At 52.4% G+C, this 19,131-nt stretch carries 20 protein-coding genes and 1 riboswitch; of the genes, 8 read left to right on the forward strand and 12 right to left on the reverse strand.

Annotated features, from left to right (window positions below; genetic code table 11):
* Positions 1–2: 2 nt before the first annotated feature.
* Positions 3–617: a pyridoxamine 5'-phosphate oxidase family protein gene (locus tag KQI79_RS02260; RefSeq protein WP_216536593.1), complete on the forward strand. Its 615-nt coding sequence runs from the start codon at positions 3–5 to the stop codon at positions 615–617.
* A 174-nt stretch (positions 618–791) separates the two neighbouring features.
* On the forward strand, positions 792–2,087 hold the full coding sequence (locus KQI79_RS02265) for an aminotransferase class I/II-fold pyridoxal phosphate-dependent enzyme (protein ID WP_216536594.1): 1,296 nt from the start codon (positions 792–794) through the stop codon (positions 2,085–2,087).
* A 63-nt stretch (positions 2,088–2,150) separates the two neighbouring features.
* Here KQI79_RS02265 and KQI79_RS02270 read toward each other — a convergent pair whose 3' ends face one another.
* The 3 genes from KQI79_RS02270 to KQI79_RS02280 all read right to left on the reverse strand — a co-directional run bounded on the left by KQI79_RS02270 (position 2,151) and on the right by KQI79_RS02280 (position 3,914).
* Positions 2,151–2,957: a pyruvate, water dikinase regulatory protein gene (locus tag KQI79_RS02270; RefSeq protein WP_216536595.1), complete on the reverse strand. Its 807-nt coding sequence runs from the start codon at positions 2,955–2,957 to the stop codon at positions 2,151–2,153.
* Positions 2,958–2,990: 33 nt separating this feature from the next.
* The gene (locus tag KQI79_RS02275) at positions 2,991–3,632 is read right to left on the reverse strand and encodes a helix-turn-helix transcriptional regulator (RefSeq protein WP_216536596.1); all 642 of its coding nucleotides are present in this window, start codon (positions 3,630–3,632) and stop codon (positions 2,991–2,993) included.
* A gap of 111 nt (positions 3,633–3,743) precedes the next feature.
* Entirely contained in the window at positions 3,744–3,914 is a 171-nt protein-coding gene (locus KQI79_RS02280; RefSeq protein WP_216536597.1) for a GapA-binding peptide SR1P, read from the reverse strand.
* A 347-nt stretch (positions 3,915–4,261) separates the two neighbouring features.
* Here KQI79_RS02280 and glpX point away from each other — a divergent pair, with 347 nt between their 5' ends.
* Positions 4,262–5,269: a class II fructose-bisphosphatase gene (gene glpX, locus KQI79_RS02285; RefSeq protein ID WP_216536598.1), complete on the forward strand. Its 1,008-nt coding sequence runs from the start codon at positions 4,262–4,264 to the stop codon at positions 5,267–5,269.
* A 67-nt stretch (positions 5,270–5,336) separates the two neighbouring features.
* Here glpX and KQI79_RS02290 read toward each other — a convergent pair whose 3' ends face one another.
* Genes KQI79_RS02290 through KQI79_RS02305 form a run of 4 tightly spaced genes read right to left on the reverse strand, consistent with a single transcriptional unit; the run spans position 5,337 to position 8,944 of the window.
* Positions 5,337–6,533, reverse strand: a complete 1,197-nt coding sequence (locus tag KQI79_RS02290; protein WP_216536599.1) for an ABC transporter permease — start codon at positions 6,531–6,533, stop codon at positions 5,337–5,339.
* On the reverse strand, positions 6,530–7,219 hold the full coding sequence (locus tag KQI79_RS02295) for an ABC transporter ATP-binding protein (protein ID WP_216536600.1): 690 nt from the start codon (positions 7,217–7,219) through the stop codon (positions 6,530–6,532). The genes KQI79_RS02290 and KQI79_RS02295 overlap by 4 nt, the downstream gene beginning before the upstream one ends.
* Complete coding sequence (locus KQI79_RS02300) at positions 7,216–8,274, reverse strand: efflux RND transporter periplasmic adaptor subunit (protein ID WP_216536601.1); 1,059 nt, start codon at positions 8,272–8,274, stop codon at positions 7,216–7,218. The genes KQI79_RS02295 and KQI79_RS02300 overlap by 4 nt, the downstream gene beginning before the upstream one ends.
* Positions 8,275–8,305: 31 nt before the next feature.
* Positions 8,306–8,944, reverse strand: a complete 639-nt coding sequence (locus KQI79_RS02305; protein WP_216536602.1) for a Yip1 family protein — start codon at positions 8,942–8,944, stop codon at positions 8,306–8,308.
* Positions 8,945–9,116: 172 nt separating this feature from the next.
* A riboswitch (TPP riboswitch) is annotated at positions 9,117–9,230 on the forward strand.
* A gap of 73 nt (positions 9,231–9,303) precedes the next feature.
* Between KQI79_RS02305 and KQI79_RS02310 the strand changes: the two genes are divergently transcribed.
* From KQI79_RS02310 to KQI79_RS02330, 5 genes are read left to right on the forward strand one after another with little or no spacing between them, the layout of a single operon-like run.
* Positions 9,304–10,320: an ABC transporter substrate-binding protein gene (locus tag KQI79_RS02310; protein WP_216536603.1), complete on the forward strand. Its 1,017-nt coding sequence runs from the start codon at positions 9,304–9,306 to the stop codon at positions 10,318–10,320.
* 51 nt (positions 10,321–10,371) lie between these two features.
* A complete protein-coding gene (locus KQI79_RS02315) occupies positions 10,372–10,665 on the forward strand; it encodes a thiamine-binding protein (protein ID WP_216536604.1) in 294 nt (97 codons plus the stop codon).
* An 18-nt stretch (positions 10,666–10,683) separates the two neighbouring features.
* Positions 10,684–11,475 (forward strand): ABC transporter permease, encoded by a 792-nt coding sequence (locus tag KQI79_RS02320; protein ID WP_216536605.1) that lies wholly within the window; start codon positions 10,684–10,686, stop codon positions 11,473–11,475.
* Positions 11,476–11,478: 3 nt separating this feature from the next.
* A complete protein-coding gene (locus KQI79_RS02325; protein ID WP_216536606.1) occupies positions 11,479–12,264 on the forward strand; it encodes an ABC transporter ATP-binding protein in 786 nt (261 codons plus the stop codon).
* Positions 12,257–13,084, forward strand: coding sequence for a TatD family hydrolase (locus KQI79_RS02330; protein WP_216536607.1), 828 nt, complete (start codon positions 12,257–12,259; stop codon positions 13,082–13,084). The genes KQI79_RS02325 and KQI79_RS02330 overlap by 8 nt, the downstream gene beginning before the upstream one ends.
* 282 nt (positions 13,085–13,366) lie before the next feature.
* Here the strand turns inward: KQI79_RS02330 and KQI79_RS02335 are convergent, their stop codons facing one another.
* The 5 genes from KQI79_RS02335 to KQI79_RS02355 form a co-directional block, all read right to left on the reverse strand.
* A complete protein-coding gene (locus KQI79_RS02335; protein ID WP_216536608.1) occupies positions 13,367–14,260 on the reverse strand; it encodes a transposase in 894 nt (297 codons plus the stop codon).
* A gap of 431 nt (positions 14,261–14,691) precedes the next feature.
* A complete protein-coding gene (locus KQI79_RS02340; protein ID WP_216536609.1) occupies positions 14,692–15,858 on the reverse strand; it encodes a Gfo/Idh/MocA family protein in 1,167 nt (388 codons plus the stop codon).
* 102 nt (positions 15,859–15,960) lie between these two features.
* A complete protein-coding gene (locus KQI79_RS02345; RefSeq protein WP_216536610.1) occupies positions 15,961–17,028 on the reverse strand; it encodes an aminopeptidase in 1,068 nt (355 codons plus the stop codon).
* Positions 17,029–17,084: 56 nt separating this feature from the next.
* On the reverse strand, positions 17,085–18,302 hold the full coding sequence (locus KQI79_RS02350; RefSeq protein WP_216536611.1) for an ABC transporter permease: 1,218 nt from the start codon (positions 18,300–18,302) through the stop codon (positions 17,085–17,087).
* A 4-nt stretch (positions 18,303–18,306) separates the two neighbouring features.
* Positions 18,307–19,047, reverse strand: coding sequence for an ABC transporter ATP-binding protein (locus KQI79_RS02355; protein WP_216536612.1), 741 nt, complete (start codon positions 19,045–19,047; stop codon positions 18,307–18,309).
* Positions 19,048–19,131: the final 84 nt, after the last annotated feature.

Here is a 19,131-nt window from a genome sequence, read left to right on the forward strand (position 1 = left end):
CCATGCGCAGAAAAGAATTTTCCATTGCGGAGCGGCAGGAAATCGATACGTTTTTGGCGGAAATGAGCTGCGGTTTTTTAGGTACGATCGGGGAAGACGGGTGGCCGAGAGTCACCCCGTTGAATTTCGTGCATACGGACGATGCGGTCTATTTTCACGGCAGCAAGATCGGAGAGAAGATGGAACATTTGCGGCTCCATCCGAACGTGACATTCGCTGTAGCCAAAGAATATGCCATTATCCCTTCCTACTTTTCCGATCCGAAGCTCGCCTGCCCGGCAACGTCTTATTTTAAATCCGTGCTGTTCAAAGGAACGGCGCAAGCCGTCGACGATTTGGCGGAGAAGGCGCGAAGCTTAACCGCCTTTATGGAGAAATTGCAGCCCGAAGGCGGATATGAGCCGATCGATCCGGACGATGCCGATTATGCTAAACAACTGCGCGGCGTTGCCGTTGTCAAAATATGCGTGGAGTCGGTCAGCGCCAAGTTTAAATTCGGCCAAAATATGAAGGAACCCCGTTTCGATAAAGTTGTCGCAGGATTGGAGCAGAGACAGGAACCGCTGGACGCCGCCACAATCGAATTGATGAAGCGATACTGTCCGCATCATAAATGACATCATCGTCACTGCGCCGGCCAGCAGTTTGGAGCGCGTTTTTCCCGATCCGCCCATCCTTTATGAATCTATTGCCGTCTAGAATGTAAGTGACACCGCATTTGCAAAAATGATATAATTCGGATACAAGCGATGGGAAACTAAAAACCAAGATTTTGGAAGGGATGGCATGAGATGAATCCACTGGCTCAGCAGTTGAACGACACCATTCAACGCGAAAATGCAAATGTGTATGCGATGTTGTCACAGTTGGGAAAGGACATTTATTTTCCGAAAGAAGGCATTTTAAGCCAATCGGCGGAAGCGGCGAGCAAAGCGAAAAAATACAATGCCACGATCGGGATCGCGACGGAGGGCAACGCTCCGATGCACCTGAAGGTGATCCAAGATACATTATCCGCGTATCAACCGAAAGATTTGTATCCGTATGCTCCTCCTGCGGGAAAACCGGAATTGCGGGCGGCTTGGCGCAAGAAGATGATTCAGGAAAATCCGGCGCTTGAAAATAAATCGTTCGGCAATCCGATCGTTACCAATGCGCTCACGCACGGTTTAAGCGTCGTGGCCGATTTGTTCGCCGAGACGGGCGACGCGGTCATTTTCCCGGATAAAAATTGGGAGAATTACGAGTTGACGTTCGGCATTCGCCGCGGCGCGCAAATCGTTAATTTCCCGCTGTATAACGAGCGCAATCGATTTAACAGCGAGGGGCTGCGTCAAGCGCTGCTGGCGCAGAAGGATAAAGGCAAAGCCATCCTCGTGCTTAACTTCCCGAACAATCCGACGGGCTATACGCCAGGCCCGCAGGAGGGCGATGAAATCGTAGCGGCCATCCTTGACGCGGCCGAAGCGGGAATCAAAGTCGTCGCGGTGACGGACGATGCGTACTTTGGCCTCTTCTTCGAGGATTCGCTGCATCAATCGTTGTTCGGCAAGCTGGCCGGACTCCATCCGAACATCCTGCCGGTGAAAGTCGACGGCGCGACGAAAGAAGAATACGTCTGGGGGTTCCGCGTCGGATTCATTACGTTCGCGGCCGAGTCCGAAGCGATCCTTAGCGCGTTGGAACAAAAAACGATCGGCATCATTCGCGCTACCGTATCCAGTTGCTCGCATCCGTCGCAAACGTTCGTCCTTCAAGCATTGAACGCTCCCGAATTCGAAGAGCAGAAACGCGAGAAATTCGAAATTATGAAAGGCCGCGCCAATCGCGTCAAATCGCTGCTTGACAGCGGCAAGTACGACGAGGCGTGGGACTACTATCCGTTCAATTCCGGATATTTCATGTGCCTGAAGCTGAAAACGATTGACGCCGAAACACTGCGCACGCATTTGCTCGATCGATACGGCATCGGCACGATCGCCTTGGGCGAAACCGATCTTCGCGTCGCCTTCTCCTGCATCGAGGAGGAGTATTTGGACGAATTGTTCGATACGATCTACCAAGGCGTGCGCGATTTGACGAAATAAAGCTTGCAACGACAAGGAGTTGCCCTTAGCGGGTTCGCTATCAGGCAACTCCTTTGTTATGTTTCAGTTCAAATATCCTAAAATAATGCCGGCCGTTTCTTCGATCGCTTTATCGGTAACGTCGATGACGGGACAATCCAATTGCGCCGCCAGGACGGAGGCGTATTCCAACTCTTCTTGAATGCGTTCCATCGTGGCGTAGGCGGAAACGGAAGGCAGCCCCAGCGTCCTGAGACGTTCCGTACGGATCTTGAGCAATTGTCCCGCATCCATCGTTAGTACGATCACCCGATTTCGCGGCAAATCGAACAGCTCTTTCGGCGGCTTCACCTCCGGCACGATCGGGAGGTTCGCCGTTTTGTAGCCTTTATGGCTTAAGAAAATGCTAAGCGGCGTTTTCGACGTCCTTGATACGCCCAGCAATACGATATCGGCTTGCAGCAGCGACGTCGTATCTTTGGCGTCGTCGCATTTGACCGAAAATTCGATCGCCTCCATCCGGCGAAAATAGTCTTCGTCCATTTGATGGAGCAAGCCCGGCTTGCGCCGCGGCGAATCGTTAAACGTATCGATATACGCTTGCATCATCGGACCCATAATATCGACGGCGCGAACGCCCAAACGGATGGCCTCGGCTTTCATCATTTCCCTAAGTTCCGGTTGAACCAGCGTATAGGCTACAAAACCGCCGTTGCGGCTTACCTCTTCCATAATGGTCCTTATTTCGTCCTCTTGTTTAATATGTCCGATCCGCTGCAGCCGCACGTCGTGGCCGCTAAATTGCCTCATCGTCGCTTTTACGACGATTTCGGCCGTCTCCCCAACGGAGTCCGAACAAATCGTAATCGTTTGCTGTGGCTTCTGCCCCATCCGCATAGTTCCCCTTTCCCTGTTAGGCTCTCTCTATAAATCTGCGCCCATGCGCAATATTAATTTCGTGATCGTCGTTTTCGTCACTCTGCCGACAACTTCCCATTTATCCTGCTTATGTTCGTCCGAACGCGAAACGACGACCGGGAGCGTATCGATTTGATGCTCCACCATTTTTTTCGCCGCGTCGATAATATGATCTTCGGGAGATATGGTCACGATATTGGGAGTTCGCGTCATCGCGATGCTGACCGGCATGGAAGCGGCATTCGGGTTCCCTAGCGTCACCTTCAGCAAATCTTTGCTGGATATAACGCCGAGCAGGATTCCGTCCGCATCCGCCACGATCAATGTTCCCGTATTGCCGAGAAATAAGGATACAACCGCATCGTTGACCGTTGCCGTCTCCCGAACGATGACCGGCAGCAGTTGTACGTCCTTCACTTTCAAATCCAATTTGAACGGCGCATTGTAAGCCGCCACCGATTTTCCCGGAAAATATCCCACCTTCGGCTTAGCATCCAAATATCCAAGCATGACTAGAATCGACAAATCCGAACGGATTGTCGGTCTGCTGACGCCCAATTGTTCCGCAATTTGCTCTCCGGTGATAGGAGCCTGTTTTTGAACGAGTTGTAATATTTCATATTGGCGTGACGAGAGTTGAATGACCACTCACTCCTAACGATGTTTTCCGGCGATTCCAAGAAATCGCTTAAACTTATTTTACCAGTACCTTGTTCTTTGTTCTAATGATAATGGAAAAAGCGCCGCTAGACAATCTATTTATCCGACTTCCAATCGGCTGTCCCGGTCTTTCGCGCAATCTTCCCGATCGCATTCCAAATAGTAAACGACCACTTTCTCGGTATCCATTTCATCAATGACACGATGGCACCATTTGCATAAAATAACGCCCAGCTTCAAGCCATGCCCGCTTTTTCCCGAATCGCTCATTGAAAGCCCTCCCATGTTTCCTCATTTGTTAAGTTTTGTTCCGCACCGCTTTCTTGCCTGTTGTCGCAATTGCCTGCTCAAAAGCTCGTACTTCAACATCGGACCATTATGACGTCATATATAACCAAGCATATGACTTATAAATAGTTTTCCCGATACAAAATATTTACACACTCATGTTTTCCATTATTCCCTCCTTCTTCTCGTCCGGCCTGTACCTCGACAAAAATTATGCCGCCTGTTTTTAAAAATACGGGTTGATTTTCATTGATGTATATTATATTATTTGTTATAACATATTTCAATGTATATATGACATACTATATAATATCGTGGAGGGGAACCACATGGAGAGACAATTATCTTTAGAAATCGTACGTGTTACGGAAGCGGCCGCATTGTCCGCATCGCAATGGATCGGAAGGGGACTCAAGAACGAGGCGGACGAAGCCGCTACCGCTTCGATGCGGCAAATGTTCAATTCCGTTGCGATCCAAGGCAGAGTCGTCATCGGCGAAGGCGAGATGGACGAAGCCCCGATGCTGTATGTGGGCGAGAAGCTGGGATGCGGCGACGGCCCGGCCGTCGATATTGCCGTCGATCCCGTCGAAGGCACCGAGCTTGTATCGAAAGGCGGAAACGGCGCGCTTGCCGTCGTGGCGATTGCCGACCAAGGCAATTTGCTGCATGCGCCGGACATGTACATGCAGAAACTTGCCGTAGGTCCCGCATTGAAGAATAAGCTCAGCCTCGACGATCCGCTCGAGCTGACATTGCGCAAAGCCGCGGAACATCTCGGCAAGAAGCTCTCCGAGCTGAACGTTTCCATTCTGGATCGGGACCGCCATGCGAACGAAATGAACGTGCTGCGCGACGCCGGCGTCCGCATTCAACTGCTCAGCGCTGGCGATGTTGCGGGCGCCATGGCTCCCGCCTTCGCCGATACCGGCGTCGATCTGTACGTAGGCTCCGGCGGCGCTCCGGAAGGCGTCCTCGCCGCGGCCGCGCTCTATTGCCTCGGCGGCGAACTGCAAGGGCGGCTCATGCCGGCCAACGACATTGAGTTGCAGCGCTGTCTCGACATGGGGATCGGCAATCCGTTCAAGACGCTGCGAATGGAAGACATGATCGGCACCGACGATGTCATTTTTGCAGCGACCGGCATTACGCCGGGCCATTTCCTCGGCGGCGTGCGCGCTTTGCCGGAAGAGCAGGCGGAGACGCATTCCGTCGTCATGCGCGCCAAGACGCGCACGATCCGCTTTTTGCGCGCGATTCATTATATGCCGGGAAAGCCGGCTTATGCCCAGTCTGAACGCATTCTGACGGAAGAACAATACAGCAACGTCATTTAAACGACTAAGCGCCTGCCAGCGGTTTCCCGCGACAGGCGCTTTCCTTTGAACGGATACGGATATTCCATTATTCGTATCGCAATGATTCGATCGGATGCAGCTTCGAAGCTTTGTTCGCCGGATACAAGCCGAAGAAGATGCCGACCGCCGCGGAGAAGCCGAACGCAAGCAAGATCGCCCATAGCGACACGACGAACGGCCAGCCGGACAGAACCGAGAATAGAAACGCGCAAAACAGCCCTAACAGCGCCCCTGCCGTCCCTCCGATGAACGATAAAATGACCGCCTCGATCATAAATTGCAGCATAATCGCACCCGGCGTCGCCCCGATCGCTTTGCGGATTCCGATTTCACGCGTCCTTTCCGTAACCGATACGAGCATAATGTTCATGACTCCGATGCCGCCGACCAGCAGCGAAATGCCGGCGATCGAGCCGATAATCGTTTGCAGGATCGAGAACGTGCTTGAAACCATCTCCTCGGCCTCTTTGCCCGTCTGCGTCATATACGCGTTCTCGGAGACGTTATGCTTGTCGGCCAGCCATTTCTTCACGGCTTTGACGGTTTCGTCGATGTTCTCGGGCGAATTGGCGAGCACTTCCATCGCCTGAAAGCGTTCCGCGCCCCCGTCGCCGGAAGCCGGCATCGCGGCAATCGGCGCAAAACCGGTATACTGCTCGCCGCCTATGCCGCTCAAAATATTTTTTTGCGGCTTATACACGCCAACGATGCGGAACGTCCCGCCGGATAGAACGATTTTGCGGTTTAGCGCCTGCTTCGCCGATCCGAACACTTTCTCGGCGTAATCCGCATCGACTACGATCACTTTCAGCCGGGCGCGCTCCTCCTGGGCGGTAAAAAACCTCCCTGCCGCCAAATCGATATTTTGCATTTTAAAGGAATCGGACATCGTCGCCGTTACCGTAAATTTTAATGTATCCTTTTTAAATTTGGTGGTCATGGAATACGGATTGGAGGAGGAAGAATAACGGACTCCGTCAAGCTTGCGGACTTCCGTAATGTCGCGCATGCGGATATCGGTATCCCCTTGAACCGATTCCATCGGATTCGCATAGATGACAAAATAGCCGTCTTTAAAGTTCGAAACCGCGGATACGATCGACGACTGTCCGGCTTGGCCGATCGACACGACCGTCACAACCGCCGCCACGCCGAACACGATTCCGATCATCGTCAGAAAGGAACGCAGCTTGTTCAGCCGCAAATTGTCCAATGCAACCAGAACGCTTTCCCAAATACTCATGTGACGGCACTTCCTTTGCGCGTATCCTTGATGAGCTTCCCATCGCCAAACCATACGACCCTGCCGGCATGTTCCGCGATATCGGGTTCATGGGTGACTAGCACGATCGTTGTTCCTTCGCCATGGATTTGTTGGAACAAGCCCATAATATCGTGCGACGATTTGGTGTCCAAGTTTCCTGTCGGCTCGTCCGCGAGCAGAATCGGAGCGTTCATCGTTAAGGCGCGAGCAATCGCGACGCGCTGCTTCTGCCCGCCGGACAGCTCGGTCGGCCGGTGCTTCACGCGATCCTTCAGCCCCACCTTCTCCAGCAGCGCGAGCGCCCGCTCCGTTCGTTCCGGCTTGGCGATGCCGGCATACATCATCGGCAATTCCACATTTTGCAGCACCGTTTGCCGTCCCAGCAGATTGAAGCTTTGAAATACGAATCCGATTTTCCGGTTGCGGACGCGCGCCAAACTTTCTTCGCTTAACGTGTGCACCTCTTCCCCGTCGAGCATGTAGCTTCCCGTTGTCGGCACATCCAGACAGCCGATAATATTCATCAGCGTCGATTTCCCCGAACCCGACGAACCCATGATCGCGACAAATTCGCCCTTTTCGATCGTTAAATCGATGGGAGACAATGCTTGTACTTCAAGGGAACCGTTGCGATACACTTTGGAAATCCCGCGCAGTGTAATCATCGTACGCTCACCTTGATCCCGTCGTCCAGCCGTTCCGCGCCCTCGACAACAATTTGTTCGCCGATCCCGACGCCTGAAACGATTTCGATTTGCTCCTCGTTTTCTTTGCCTGTCGTCACTTCGACCTTTACCGCTTTATCGTCGGCCACTTTATAAACGTATGATTTGTCCCCCGCATGTACGACCGCGTCGATCGGCACCAAAATACGAGTTCGATCCGGAATTTCGAATTCGACGGTCACATTATATCCGGACCGAAGCTCCGCGGCGGCATTGTCGAGGGAAACGATCGTTTCGACGGACGGATCCCTCGACGTCTGGTCGGCCAACACGGCGATCGGCGATATGTATGTCACTTTCCCCTTATATACGCCTTCAATCGAGTCCCCGGTAACGACGGCGTCCATTCCCGGCTCGATTTTGCCCGCATCCAATTCGTTTAAGTTCGCTTTTACTTGAAATGAAGTAAGATCGGCAATCGTTGCGACAGGGCTGCCTTGCGCAACCATTTGTCCTTCGCTCACCGCCACTTCCGTCACGACGCCGGCCGTTTTCGCCTTTAACTCGTCGTTATTCAACTTGCGTTCCAGCGATTCGATTTTTACCTTGCTGTTTTTAAGGCGTAAATCGTATTGCGACAAGTCCAATTTCTCGATCTCCTGATTCGGATCTTCCTGCTTCAACTTTTTAAAATTTTCAAAATATTGCTTGCTGGCGCTGTCCCGTTCCGCCACAATCATTTGCAAATTGATGCGTTCCATTGTAAGCTGCTCTTTTACATCTTCCACGTTAAACTTGAACAGCACTTGCCCTTCCGTAACCACGTCGCCCTTTTTTATGCCGACTTGTTTTACCGTACCGCCAATAAGCGCAAAATAATCGGTCACCTCGCGCGGTTCCAGTTTTCCGTTCGTATAGATTTGCTCGACGATCCGTCCTTCCGTCGCTTCCCCTAAGCGGACTTCGACGCTTTTGTTCACATTGTACATGTTGAACGCCGCGAGCCCGAGAATGCACACCCCTAGCAAACCGCCCCATATTATTTTTTTGTTCATGGAAACATCACCCTATTCTATGTATCTGTGCTCAATATAGAAACGAGCTTCCGATCGAGATCAAGAGCCAGCCGACGACGATCCAAGCCGCCACCAGTTTACGCGGGCGTTTGCTCATTACGGTCATGCCGATGATCATCAGAACGAGACCCCAAATGCTGAACGGGTTCAAAATCGATGCCATTTTAAATAATGCGCTTGATTTGTCCGCCACCAGAGCGCCCAAGCTTAAGCTGACCTCGGTAACGGACTGGACGTTCGAGGTCCACATAAGCAAACCGGTTAGAAGCCCGCCGATCGCCGACGGCAGCGACGAATAAGCCGACACGTTGACTAGCTGCATATATTTCGCTTCGCCGCGGATGAACAAATTGACCAGCATCAATAACAGTCCGCCGAGAAACACCATCATCGCAGGCATGATTACGGCAAACACGTAGCTCGTTACTTTACTCGTAGCGATAACCATCTCTTGCATACTTGGATCGATTCCTTGCGCGTCGAAAGTCTTGATCATTTCCTTCTCCAGCGTCGGCATTTGGAAGTAAATCGTAATTAAGGATAAAACGATCACAATGACTAATGGCGCAATCCAGCTTGAGCCCGACTTTTCCCTCACTCTTTCAAAAGTCGATTGAGGCGATACAAAAACGGTGAAACTGTTTTTCATTCGTTCTCCCTCCCATGAATTCAACTACCATATTTTTCATTATCCATCTATTATACGATAGTTTGCCATGCAAGGCTTCATATTCGCCCGAAAAATATTTCTTGCGTTAAAATAAAAAAATAGTGGCTTTTTCGACAGCGTTTGCTATAATCATAATCAATTGATAACAGAATACGTTCCTCCGGGGTGCTGGGAATCGGCCGGCTGAGATTGTGTCCCGTTAGACACTGACCCGTATACCTGATCTGGGTAATGCCAGCGTAGGAAACAAGGATTTCGATTTGTTTTGCCATGCGCACGTCTCCGGATAAGGGGGCGTTTTTTGTTTGTCAAGAAATAGAAAGAGGAGTGGAGAAAATATGCGGATGAAAAGAAAACGATCGTGGTGGCTTGCGCTTTGCGCATTCATGCTCATTACGGCAGGTTGCGGCGGTGCCGGCAAGCCGGCGGAGAATGGACAAGCGAACACGGAGCAGGAGCTCACCAAAGTACAAGTCGTATTGGATTGGGTTCCGAATACGAACCATACGGGTTTATACGTGGCGCGCGATAAAGGCTTTTTCAAGGAGCGCGGATTGGATGTGGAAATTATTCAGCCGGGCGATAGCGGCTCCAATCAGATGGTAGCCTCCGGCCATGCCGAATTCGGCGTCGGCGTACAAGAGTCAATTACGCTCGCCCGCATTCAGAACGTGCCTCTCGTCTCCATTGCGGCGATTATTCAACATAACACATCGGGATTTGCTTCGCCTGTCGACAAAAACATTACAACGCCGAAAGACTTCGAAGGCAAAACATACGGGGGCTGGGGTTCGCCCGTGGAAGAAGCGATGCTGCAATCGTTGATGGAAAAAGACGGAGCCGACGCAAGCAAGGTAAACAACGTAAACATCGGATCGACCGATTTTTTCACAGCGGTGAAACGAGATATCGATTTTGCTTGGATTTTTTACGGCTGGACGGGAATCGAGGCGGAATTGCGGGGCGAACCGCTCAATATCGTCTATTTGACCGATTATAGCGACAAACTGGATTATTATACGCCGGTATTGACGACCAGCGAGAAAATGATCGCGGAAAAACCCGACATCGTAAAAGCGTTTGTCGCCGGCGCGGCGGAAGGGTATCGATTCGCGATCGACCGCCCCGAGGAAGCGGCCGACGTGCTCATTCAAGCGGAGCCGGACTTGAACGCCGATTTGGTCAAGACGAGCCAGAAGTGGCTAAGTCCGCACTACCAATCCGATGCGGCTCGTTGGGGAGAACAGAAGCGCGAAGTCTGGGTGAATTATGCCGACTGGATGCTTGAGCATAATCTTCTGGAGAAAGAGCTCGATGCGGACAAGGCGTTTACGAACGAATTTTTACCGGAATAGAGATAACGATCCGGAACTTAAGAAAATCAATCGATTAAAGGAGATATGAACATGGCCAAAGCGCTCGTAAGCATACAAATTATTCCGAAAACGCCAAACGGCGAAGACGTCATTCCTTACGTGGACCGCGCGATCGAGGTGATCGCCAAAGCAGGCGTACCGTATCGCGTGGCCCCCCTGGAAACGACGATGGAAGGCGATTTGGATCAATTGCTCGATATCGTCAAACAGATGAACGAAGCGATGATTGAGATGGGCAGTCCGTCCGTCATTTCCCAGATCAAAGTGCTGTACAATCCGAAGAGCGGCGCTTCCATGAACAGATTGACGCATAAATACGACTGACGCGGGAGGAAGACCGCTATGAAAGTGAAACATTGGGTTCGACAAGGATGGCCGCCGCTGGCGGTTATTCTTGTCTTATTGATCGGATGGCAAACCGCCGTTACGGTGGGGCATATCGAAGCTTGGCTGCTTCCCGGTCCTTTGCAAATTGTCGAAGTATTCGGCAACGCCGACGTTGCGGCGAGATTATGGTCGCATACGTTCGCTACGGCGCGAATCGCCTTGCTCGGATTCGGGGCGGGCGCCGTCTTCGGCGTCGTGCTGGCCATATCGCTGCACCTGATTCCAGGCATGCGAGCAGCCGTCTATCCGCTGCTTGTCTTGTCTCAGAACATTCCCGTCATTACGACCGGGCCGCTGCTCGTCATGTGGCTCGGCTACGGACTGTTGCCGAAGGTAATCCTTATTATGCTCGTCTGCTTCTTTCCGGTCATCGTCGCGACATTAACCGGTTTGACGCAGCCCGATCCGCATTTGTTGAACTATATGCGAATGATCGGGGCCCGCAAATGGCAGATCATGCGGAAACTGGAGTTTCCGAGCGCGCTGCCCCATCTGTTCTCCGGTTTGCGGATCGCCGCATCCTATAGCGTATTGACCGCCGTCGTCGCCGAATGGATCGGCGCGAAGGAAGGGCTTGGCATCTTTATTAGATTGTCCGCCAACGGTTATATGACGGATCGGGTATTCGCCTCCATTTTCGTTATTGTAGCATTGAGTTTGCTATTGTTCGCACTCGTCGTAACGTTGGAACGCTGCGTTATCCGGTGGCAGCGGGATACGAGAACCGGTTCGAAGGGAGGACGGTAAGGTATGGCTGCGCCAAAATTGGAAGTGGATCGCATCGGCAAATCGTTTCTGCGCGACGGCCGGCAACATCGGGTATTGGACGACATTACGCTCAGCGTAGGCCAAGGCGAATTCGTATCGCTCGTCGGACCGTCCGGCAGCGGGAAAAGCACGCTGCTGCAATTGATCGGCGGACTGCTGCTGCCCGATTCGGGCGGGATTCGCATCGACGGGGAAACCGTTACCGGCCGCAAAGGGCTGATCAGCTATATGCCGCAGCAGCCGGCGCTGTTTCCGTGGTTCACGATCGAGGAGAACGTGACGATGGCGCTGGACATTGCCGGCGGCGCCAAACCCTCCCGCCAGGCGGTGCGCGAGCAGGCGCATGAATGGCTGGCGCGCGCCGGACTCGGCGGATACGAGCGGCAATATCCGCGCGTCTTGAGCGGCGGCATGCAGCAGCGCGCCTCGTTCGTGCGGGCCATGCTCAGCCCGCAGGAGCTCATCTGCTTGGACGAGCCGTTCGGCGCGCTGGATGCGCTAACTCGCCTCCATATGCAGCAATGGCTGCTCGGCCTGTGGGAGCGTCACCGGCGATCGGTGCTGCTCGTGACGCATAGCATCGACGAGGCCATCTATTTATCCGACCGCATCTATGTGCTGTCGTCCTCGCCGGCTCGTGTCGTGCGGCAATTCGCCGTTCCGTTCCCGCGGCCGCGGGACGAGAAAATGCTGCATAGCGAAGCGTTCCTTCAATTGAAACAGGACATTTACGGGTTGCTTAAAAGGAATGAAGATGCGTATGAATAGTTCGACTTCGCCGCGGATCGAAGCGATGGACTCGCATATTCATCTGGATATGTATGCGCCGGAAGACATGCAAAGGCTGCTCGCCAAAGCGAAAGAAAGCGGCGTCCGAAAGCTTGTCGCCGTGTCCCGAAATTTGCAATCCTGCCGTGCAACCCGGGCGATATTCCAAGCTTTCCCCGGGCAGATCGTGCCCGCGTACGGCTTCCATCCCGAGCAGCCGCTGCCGGACGCCGCGGAAGTCGATGCGCTTATCGCCTGGATGCTCGAACGGCGGGACGAATATTTCGCCATCGGCGAAGTCGGGCTGCCGTACTATATGCGGCGCGATGCCGAAAAAATGCGCACGGCCGAAACGTTCCCGAATGCAGCATATTTGGAACTGCTGGAGCGTTTCGTCATGCTGGCGCGAATGTTGGAACGCCCGATCGTACTGCATGCGGTCTATGAGGATGCCGACGCCGCTTGCGACTTGTTGGAAAAGCACGGCGTAACCCGCGCCCACTTCCATTGGTTCAAAGGGGCGACGGCGACGATCGAGCGAATGATCGGGAACGGCTATTATGTTTCGGTCACGCCGGACGTGCTCTACGAGCCAAAGATTCAAGCGCTCGTTCGACAGTATCCGCTGGATCGCATCATGACCGAAACGGACGGCCCGTGGCCGTTCGAAGGGCCGTTCGCCGGCAAGCAGACTCATCCGGCGATGGTATTGGATGTCGCGGCGGCTATTGCCGAGCTGAAGGCTCTCCCTTATGAAGAAACCGCTTCCGCCCTCTACGGCAACGCCGTTCGATTCTACTGCGAAGCGAGCGTCCGCTAATAAGCCTGGGACTATACACTAACGAATAACTTCTGACGAAGTACTTCGGCGATCCTGGGCTTATGTTCTTTTCCCCGCCTTTTGTCGGAATCCCGCTCGCTCAGGATAAAGGAATAAAGAGTAGAAAGTTTCAAAAATGAATTAAAAACAGGTAAGATATGCCCTTTTTCAATGCTGTTATAAAAAACATGGGCAATTGCATCAATACAGGGGTACAGTGCACGTATCTGGATTCAAAGAAAACAGACATTCCATGAAAACAATCGCAGTAAGGACACCCCATTAGGATGCGATTTTATAATGACCCATACCGGAATCGGCGGTACGGCCGACAAGCTCAGGATAAGTAATCGTTCGTGAAGTAACGCAGCTGTTGAATAGCGATTTCAGCGAGGAATTGCTATGGTTGAACATATAACAATAATGATTCAAATAAGCTTGCAGATGCTTGCTTCCAATGCCGCCGAACCGGCAAGCAAGCCACGTTTCCACTTCCCCTGCAAGCCGTATTAACGTTAGGTTCCTGTCGCGTCCGATGCGGCGCGTCACAATCGCACCGGCAGCCGCCTTCGGATCCACATAACGATCGATAAAATGCTCCACCGGAAAAGGCTTAAAGCAAGTTTTGATCGGTTCTTTCCGCTGTTTTTCGATTTTTATTTTCACGATAACCCCGTTCCCGTCCTCCGAAGCGCCGATGAGCAGAGGTTGTGCTTGTTTATGCCAATTCGAGCCGGGCGTGATCCTTAAGGCATAGATCGCTTCCGAAATGCGAACCAGTCCGGACAACAGCTCCGCCGATTCCGTCTGGGACATGGCATACCGCAGCTTGTGGCAGATGAGCCAAGCGGTTTTGTAAGTTACCTCGATGATTCGGGATAATTGTATCGCGTTGACGCCCTCCGGCCTTGCATGGAGATAAATCGCCAGAAACCATTTGCGCAGCGAGGTGCGGCTGCCTTCCATGACCGTACCGGCAATGAGCGAAGTTTGCGCTCTGCAGGATTGGCATTCATATAGAGGGAGTTTGCGGGTCGTAATGACGTAAGCGGCATGATGCTGACACCGGGGGCATCGGAACCCGTCCGGCCATCTCATCTCGAACCATGCCTTCACGCATGTTTCTTCCTTCTCATAATAAGCTGAGAACGCTTCAAAGGATAACAAATCGGTCATGACAATCCCTCCTGGCACGATAATCGGAACATTCGTTCCCATTTATTATACCAAACTAATGTTCCTATTTCAACTTTCGATTTTTATTTTTTGGAAAAAAACTGATCACTCTCTTGCTGAATTGGAAACTTCCCTTTAGAAAGCGATCGTCTAGCTTGGCGGCACTGAACAAAGCTAGTTTTGGGAGTCTTCTGAACGAAGGGGATTTCGACAAAAGGGGATGAAAATGGGATAGCCGAGGAAGTTAGGGCTTGGCGATCGAACGGAACAGTTTTCCGAAGCCTTCTGAACGAGGGGGATACCGACAAAAGCGGAAAAAGCAACACAACGAGGGAAGCGCCTTGCAACATAAAGGGAACGGACTCACACCAAAATATCAAAAAGCCTGGGCCCCCCCAGGCTTACTTAATGCGCAAATATTGAACTCTAACTTACACGTCGTCCACATTCACCCATGCGCCCGATTCGATGGACCGCTCCACCGCTTCCAGCACCTGCTGGCATTTGACGCCGTCGGCGAAGTCGGGATGGAATGATCCGCCGGTTACAATGCTTTGGATAAACTCGTATACAATATGAACGAATGAATGCTCGTATCCGATAATATGGCCCGGGGGCCACCAGTTGCCGGCGTACTTATGAACGCCTTCCGTCACCTTAATCGTGCGAAAGCCTTGCAAATGCGGCTCGTCGTCCAGCAAATATACCTCCAACTCGTTCAAGCGTTCGAGATTAAAGCGCAGGCTTCCTCTGCTGCCGTTAATTTCGAACGTGTTGCCATTTTTCCAGCCGGTAGCGAAACGGGTCGCTTCGAACGTACCGAGCGCGCCGTTTTTGAATTGCGCCAAGAACGAAGTCGTATCGTCAACCGTAACGTCTCCCATTTGGGCGGCAGCGGGCGCATCCTGTCCGCCTGTCCCGGAAGGAAGCGGGCGCTTCGTCACAAATGTTTTGCTCTGGCCGACGACTCTGTCGAAGTCGCCGATTAGAAAATGCGCCAAATCGATGGAATGCGCGTTAATATCGCCATGCGCGCCGGAACCCGCCACGCTTTTTTGCATCCGCCAGGCGAGCGGAAACATCGGATCGACCAACCAATCCTGCAAATACGTTGCGCGGTAATGATGAATCTCGCCCAATCTGCCCTCGTCGATTAATTGTTTGGCAAGCTGGACGGCGGGCAAAAATCGGTAATTGAAACAAATCGCGTGTCTGACCCCGGCTTCGCGGACAGCAGCAAGCATCTCGCGCGAATCCTGCAAGGAGAGCGCAAGCGGCTTCTCGCATAAGATATGTTTGCCCGCTTTCGCAGCGGCGATCGCGATATCCTTATGCGCGTCGCTCGGCGCGTTGATGTCGATCAGATCGATATCGTCCCGTTCCGTTAGCGCGCGCCAATCCGTTTCATAACCGGCCCACCCGAATTTGTCGGCAGCCTGCCGGACCGCCTTCTCATCCCGGCCGCAAATCGCTTTCATATTGACGGACGCATCCATATCGAAAAACATACCGACATCGCGATAAGCGTGACTGTGCGCCTTCCCCATAAATTTATAACCTACCATGCCCACATTGACCGTTAGTTTTTCATTCGCCATACACTCACCAGCCTTTGCGCTTTTTAATGGTATCAGTATGTAATCTTTCATTTCCTAACTTTTTCTTCATCTGCATCCAAAAACCTTCTGCAACCGAGAAATTTAAAACAACCATTTGCCGCCCCGTTGCACGAGTACATCGTCGAGATACAGCTCGCCGCCGCGCTGCAAACTTTTCACCATATCCCAATGGATTGCGGAATCGTTGCCTTTGCCCGCGTAATCAACGGCGCGCCCGACGGCGAGATGAACGGATCCGCCGATTTTTTCGTCGAACAAAATGTTTTTCGTCGGCTGCCGAATGCCGAAGTTCATGCCGATTCCCAACTCTCCCAAGTAGCGCGCGCCTTTATCGGTGTTTAAAGCCGAAGCGAGAAATTCCTGTCCTTTTTCCGCGGAATAATCAACGATCTTCCCTTCTTTAAAGGTAAGGCGGATGCCGGCAATTTCCTGCTCGTTAAACAGCGTCGGCCATTCGAAATAGATGTATCCTTCCGTCTTCAAATGATTCGGCGTGAAGTAAAATTCGCCGTCCGGAATATTGTGCTCGCCGGCGCTAATGACAGCGCGACGCTCTTCGATATCTACCGTCAAATCGGTTTCATTCGCCACGATGCGCACCTTGGACGCTTTGTTAAACAACTCCGCCGCATGCTGCATTTCCTTCTCCAAGGCGGCGTAATCCGCATTGGTGGCGCTATATACGAAATCTTCGTATTCTTCAAGCGACATATCCGCTTCTTGCGCCTGCGAATTCGTCGGAAACAGCGTAATGACCCAACGGAGGCCGCCCGACATTAAATATTGCATTTGCGGGGCGGTCGCCTTCCGCCGCCGCGCGATTCTCGCCGGGTCGACATGGCTCAGTACCTTTGTATTGTCCGAGCCAAGAATACGTATGTATCCGTCCGCATATCGGTACAGCCAATCGATATGGTCCACATTGGCAAGTTGATCGTCGCCCGCCTCGTCATAAAATATTTTTTCCAGCTCCGCCAAACCGATCTGCGTTAGCGGGAGCGCTCCGCACTGAAGCACTTTCCGGTACACTTCTTTGACCAAGGGCCCGGTCGCGGCATCCCCGACGATCAAAATTTTGTCCCCCGATTTTACTTTAATGGAATGGTTCACCAAAATATCCGCAAGTTTCGCAATTCTCGGATCCGCCATCGTATCCTCCCGGCAATAAATTTGTTATATTTCAACATTCCTTCGTTAGGCATGTCTTAGACATCGTCTTCCGAAGTAAACCACTTTTGCCGCGACCATACCGAACGGAACGCTGCGGCGAGCAGCAGTCCTCCCGGCAACGGCAGAAGCTTGAGCAACCATTCCAGCCCGCCGAACGCGAGCGGAATATATAAAATAACGGCAAAGACGCAATGAGCCCGAAAAACCAATTGCACGATCGCTCGTTTGCGCCATAGGTCCGGCAGCGGATAAATCGACCGCCAGAACGAATAGGAATGCAGCTGTCGCACCGCCGTCAATTGCATTCCGATGACAAGCGCGAAGAAGCCGTACAATGCAACGGCCCAAGCCGAGTCGCGCACCCAGAAGAGGACAAACAACCCTAGAACCGTCAACCGTATCGCCATGCCGAACACTTCGCCGCGCAAAAACGACTTTGTAAACAAGTAAAAGTATGCGGACTCGCGCCGAAACGGAATACGGCCGGCGGCCCAGTTCATCCAGGAACGCTTATAGACGCGCTGGGGCGTTGCAGGCATGTCGACGAATAAATTCATAAACATCAGAATGCGCCCCTGTTGCTCTTGCTCCAGCCGGATGAGGCGTTCCCACGCCACCGGGTACCGCAAAGGCAAACGAAGCGCCATGATATAGGTAATGGCAGCAATCGCGCTGAAAACGGCCGCTTTCCAAACAGGCTGCCATAACCAGACGGCAATCATGCCGACGCTAAACGCCCAACGTACCATGCGGAACGATTCTCGCGCCAACGGGCGGTTCATATTCCGTTCCCGCCAACTGCCGTGGCTGTTTATCGCCTTTAAGATGAGCCATACCGCCAGTAACAGCACGAAAGGTTTCGGATCGGCGTCGGCCCGAACGTACAGCGGCCACAATATTCCAAACGCGATGAATAACCAAATCGACTGCTGCACCATACTGTATTTCCAACTGCCCCGGAAATATTCCTTCATCCGCGGCTCCATTGGAAGCAAAAATATAATGTCGGCAGGTTGCAAAAATGTGCGGAAAGAACTGAATGTGACAAATGGCGCTAGCACCAGTAGCGCTATGTAGCGAATTGGAAACGATTCCGGTATGTTTTGTAAAAACCAAACGTAATAAGCGGAAAATGCGATAATGACGAAAGCAAGCAGTGTGGCCGATCCGCCCTGTATCACATAGCGAAAATAAGGGAACAGCTCTTTCCAATATTGCTGGCGCCGCCGCTGCCATAATTGATCCAGTCGCATCGATCTACCCCCCGCCTTTGACCAGCGTGTAGAAACATTCTTCCAGCGTCAACCGATCGGATCCCGCCGCAGCTCGTATATCGTCCAGCGTCCCCTGCGCGATGATGCGGCCATAATGAAGAACGATGAATCGATCGCAATAGGTTTCAATGGTTGATAAAATATGCGAGCTCAATAAAATCGACGAGCCGCTGGTCTTCGTCTCCACCATAAAGTCGAGCAGCGAACGGATTCCAAGCGGGTCCAGTCCTAGAAACGGCTCGTCAATGACATAGAGTGGCGGATGGACAAGAAAAGCGCTCATAATCATGACCTTTTGGCGCATTCCCTTGGATAAATGTTTCGAGAAATTTTCGCGCTTATCGCGCATTTGAAATAAATCGAGCAGCATTTGCGCCCGTTCGGCGTAATCGTCGCGCTCGACGCCGTATGCCATGGCGGAAAGCTCCAAATGCTCCTGAACCGTCAATTCTTCGTATAGGATCGGCGATTCAGGCACATAGGCAAGCGAACCGCGGTATAGCTCCGGCGCTTCGTCCAGCGTCTTGCCGTCAAGCCGGACCCGGCCTTGATGAGGCTGCAGCAATCCCAGAATATGCTTCATCGTCGTGCTTTTGCCGGCGCCGTTCAAACCGATCAAACCGACCATCTCGCCTTGCTTGACTTCAAATGTTACGTCATGCAGCACCGGCCTGCCGATGCTGTAACCGCCTGTCAATTGTTCCACTTGCAAGATCGGATTCATATGATACGTCTCACCTCTTATTCCTCATTATAACGAAGCGAAATGGAAGTTGCGAATCCGCATAACGAAATCCCTCCGTACGAT

The organism is Paenibacillus sp. MSJ-34 (assembly GCF_018918005.1).
In the GTDB taxonomy this organism is placed as follows: Bacteria; Bacillota; Bacilli; order Paenibacillales; family Paenibacillaceae; genus MSJ-34.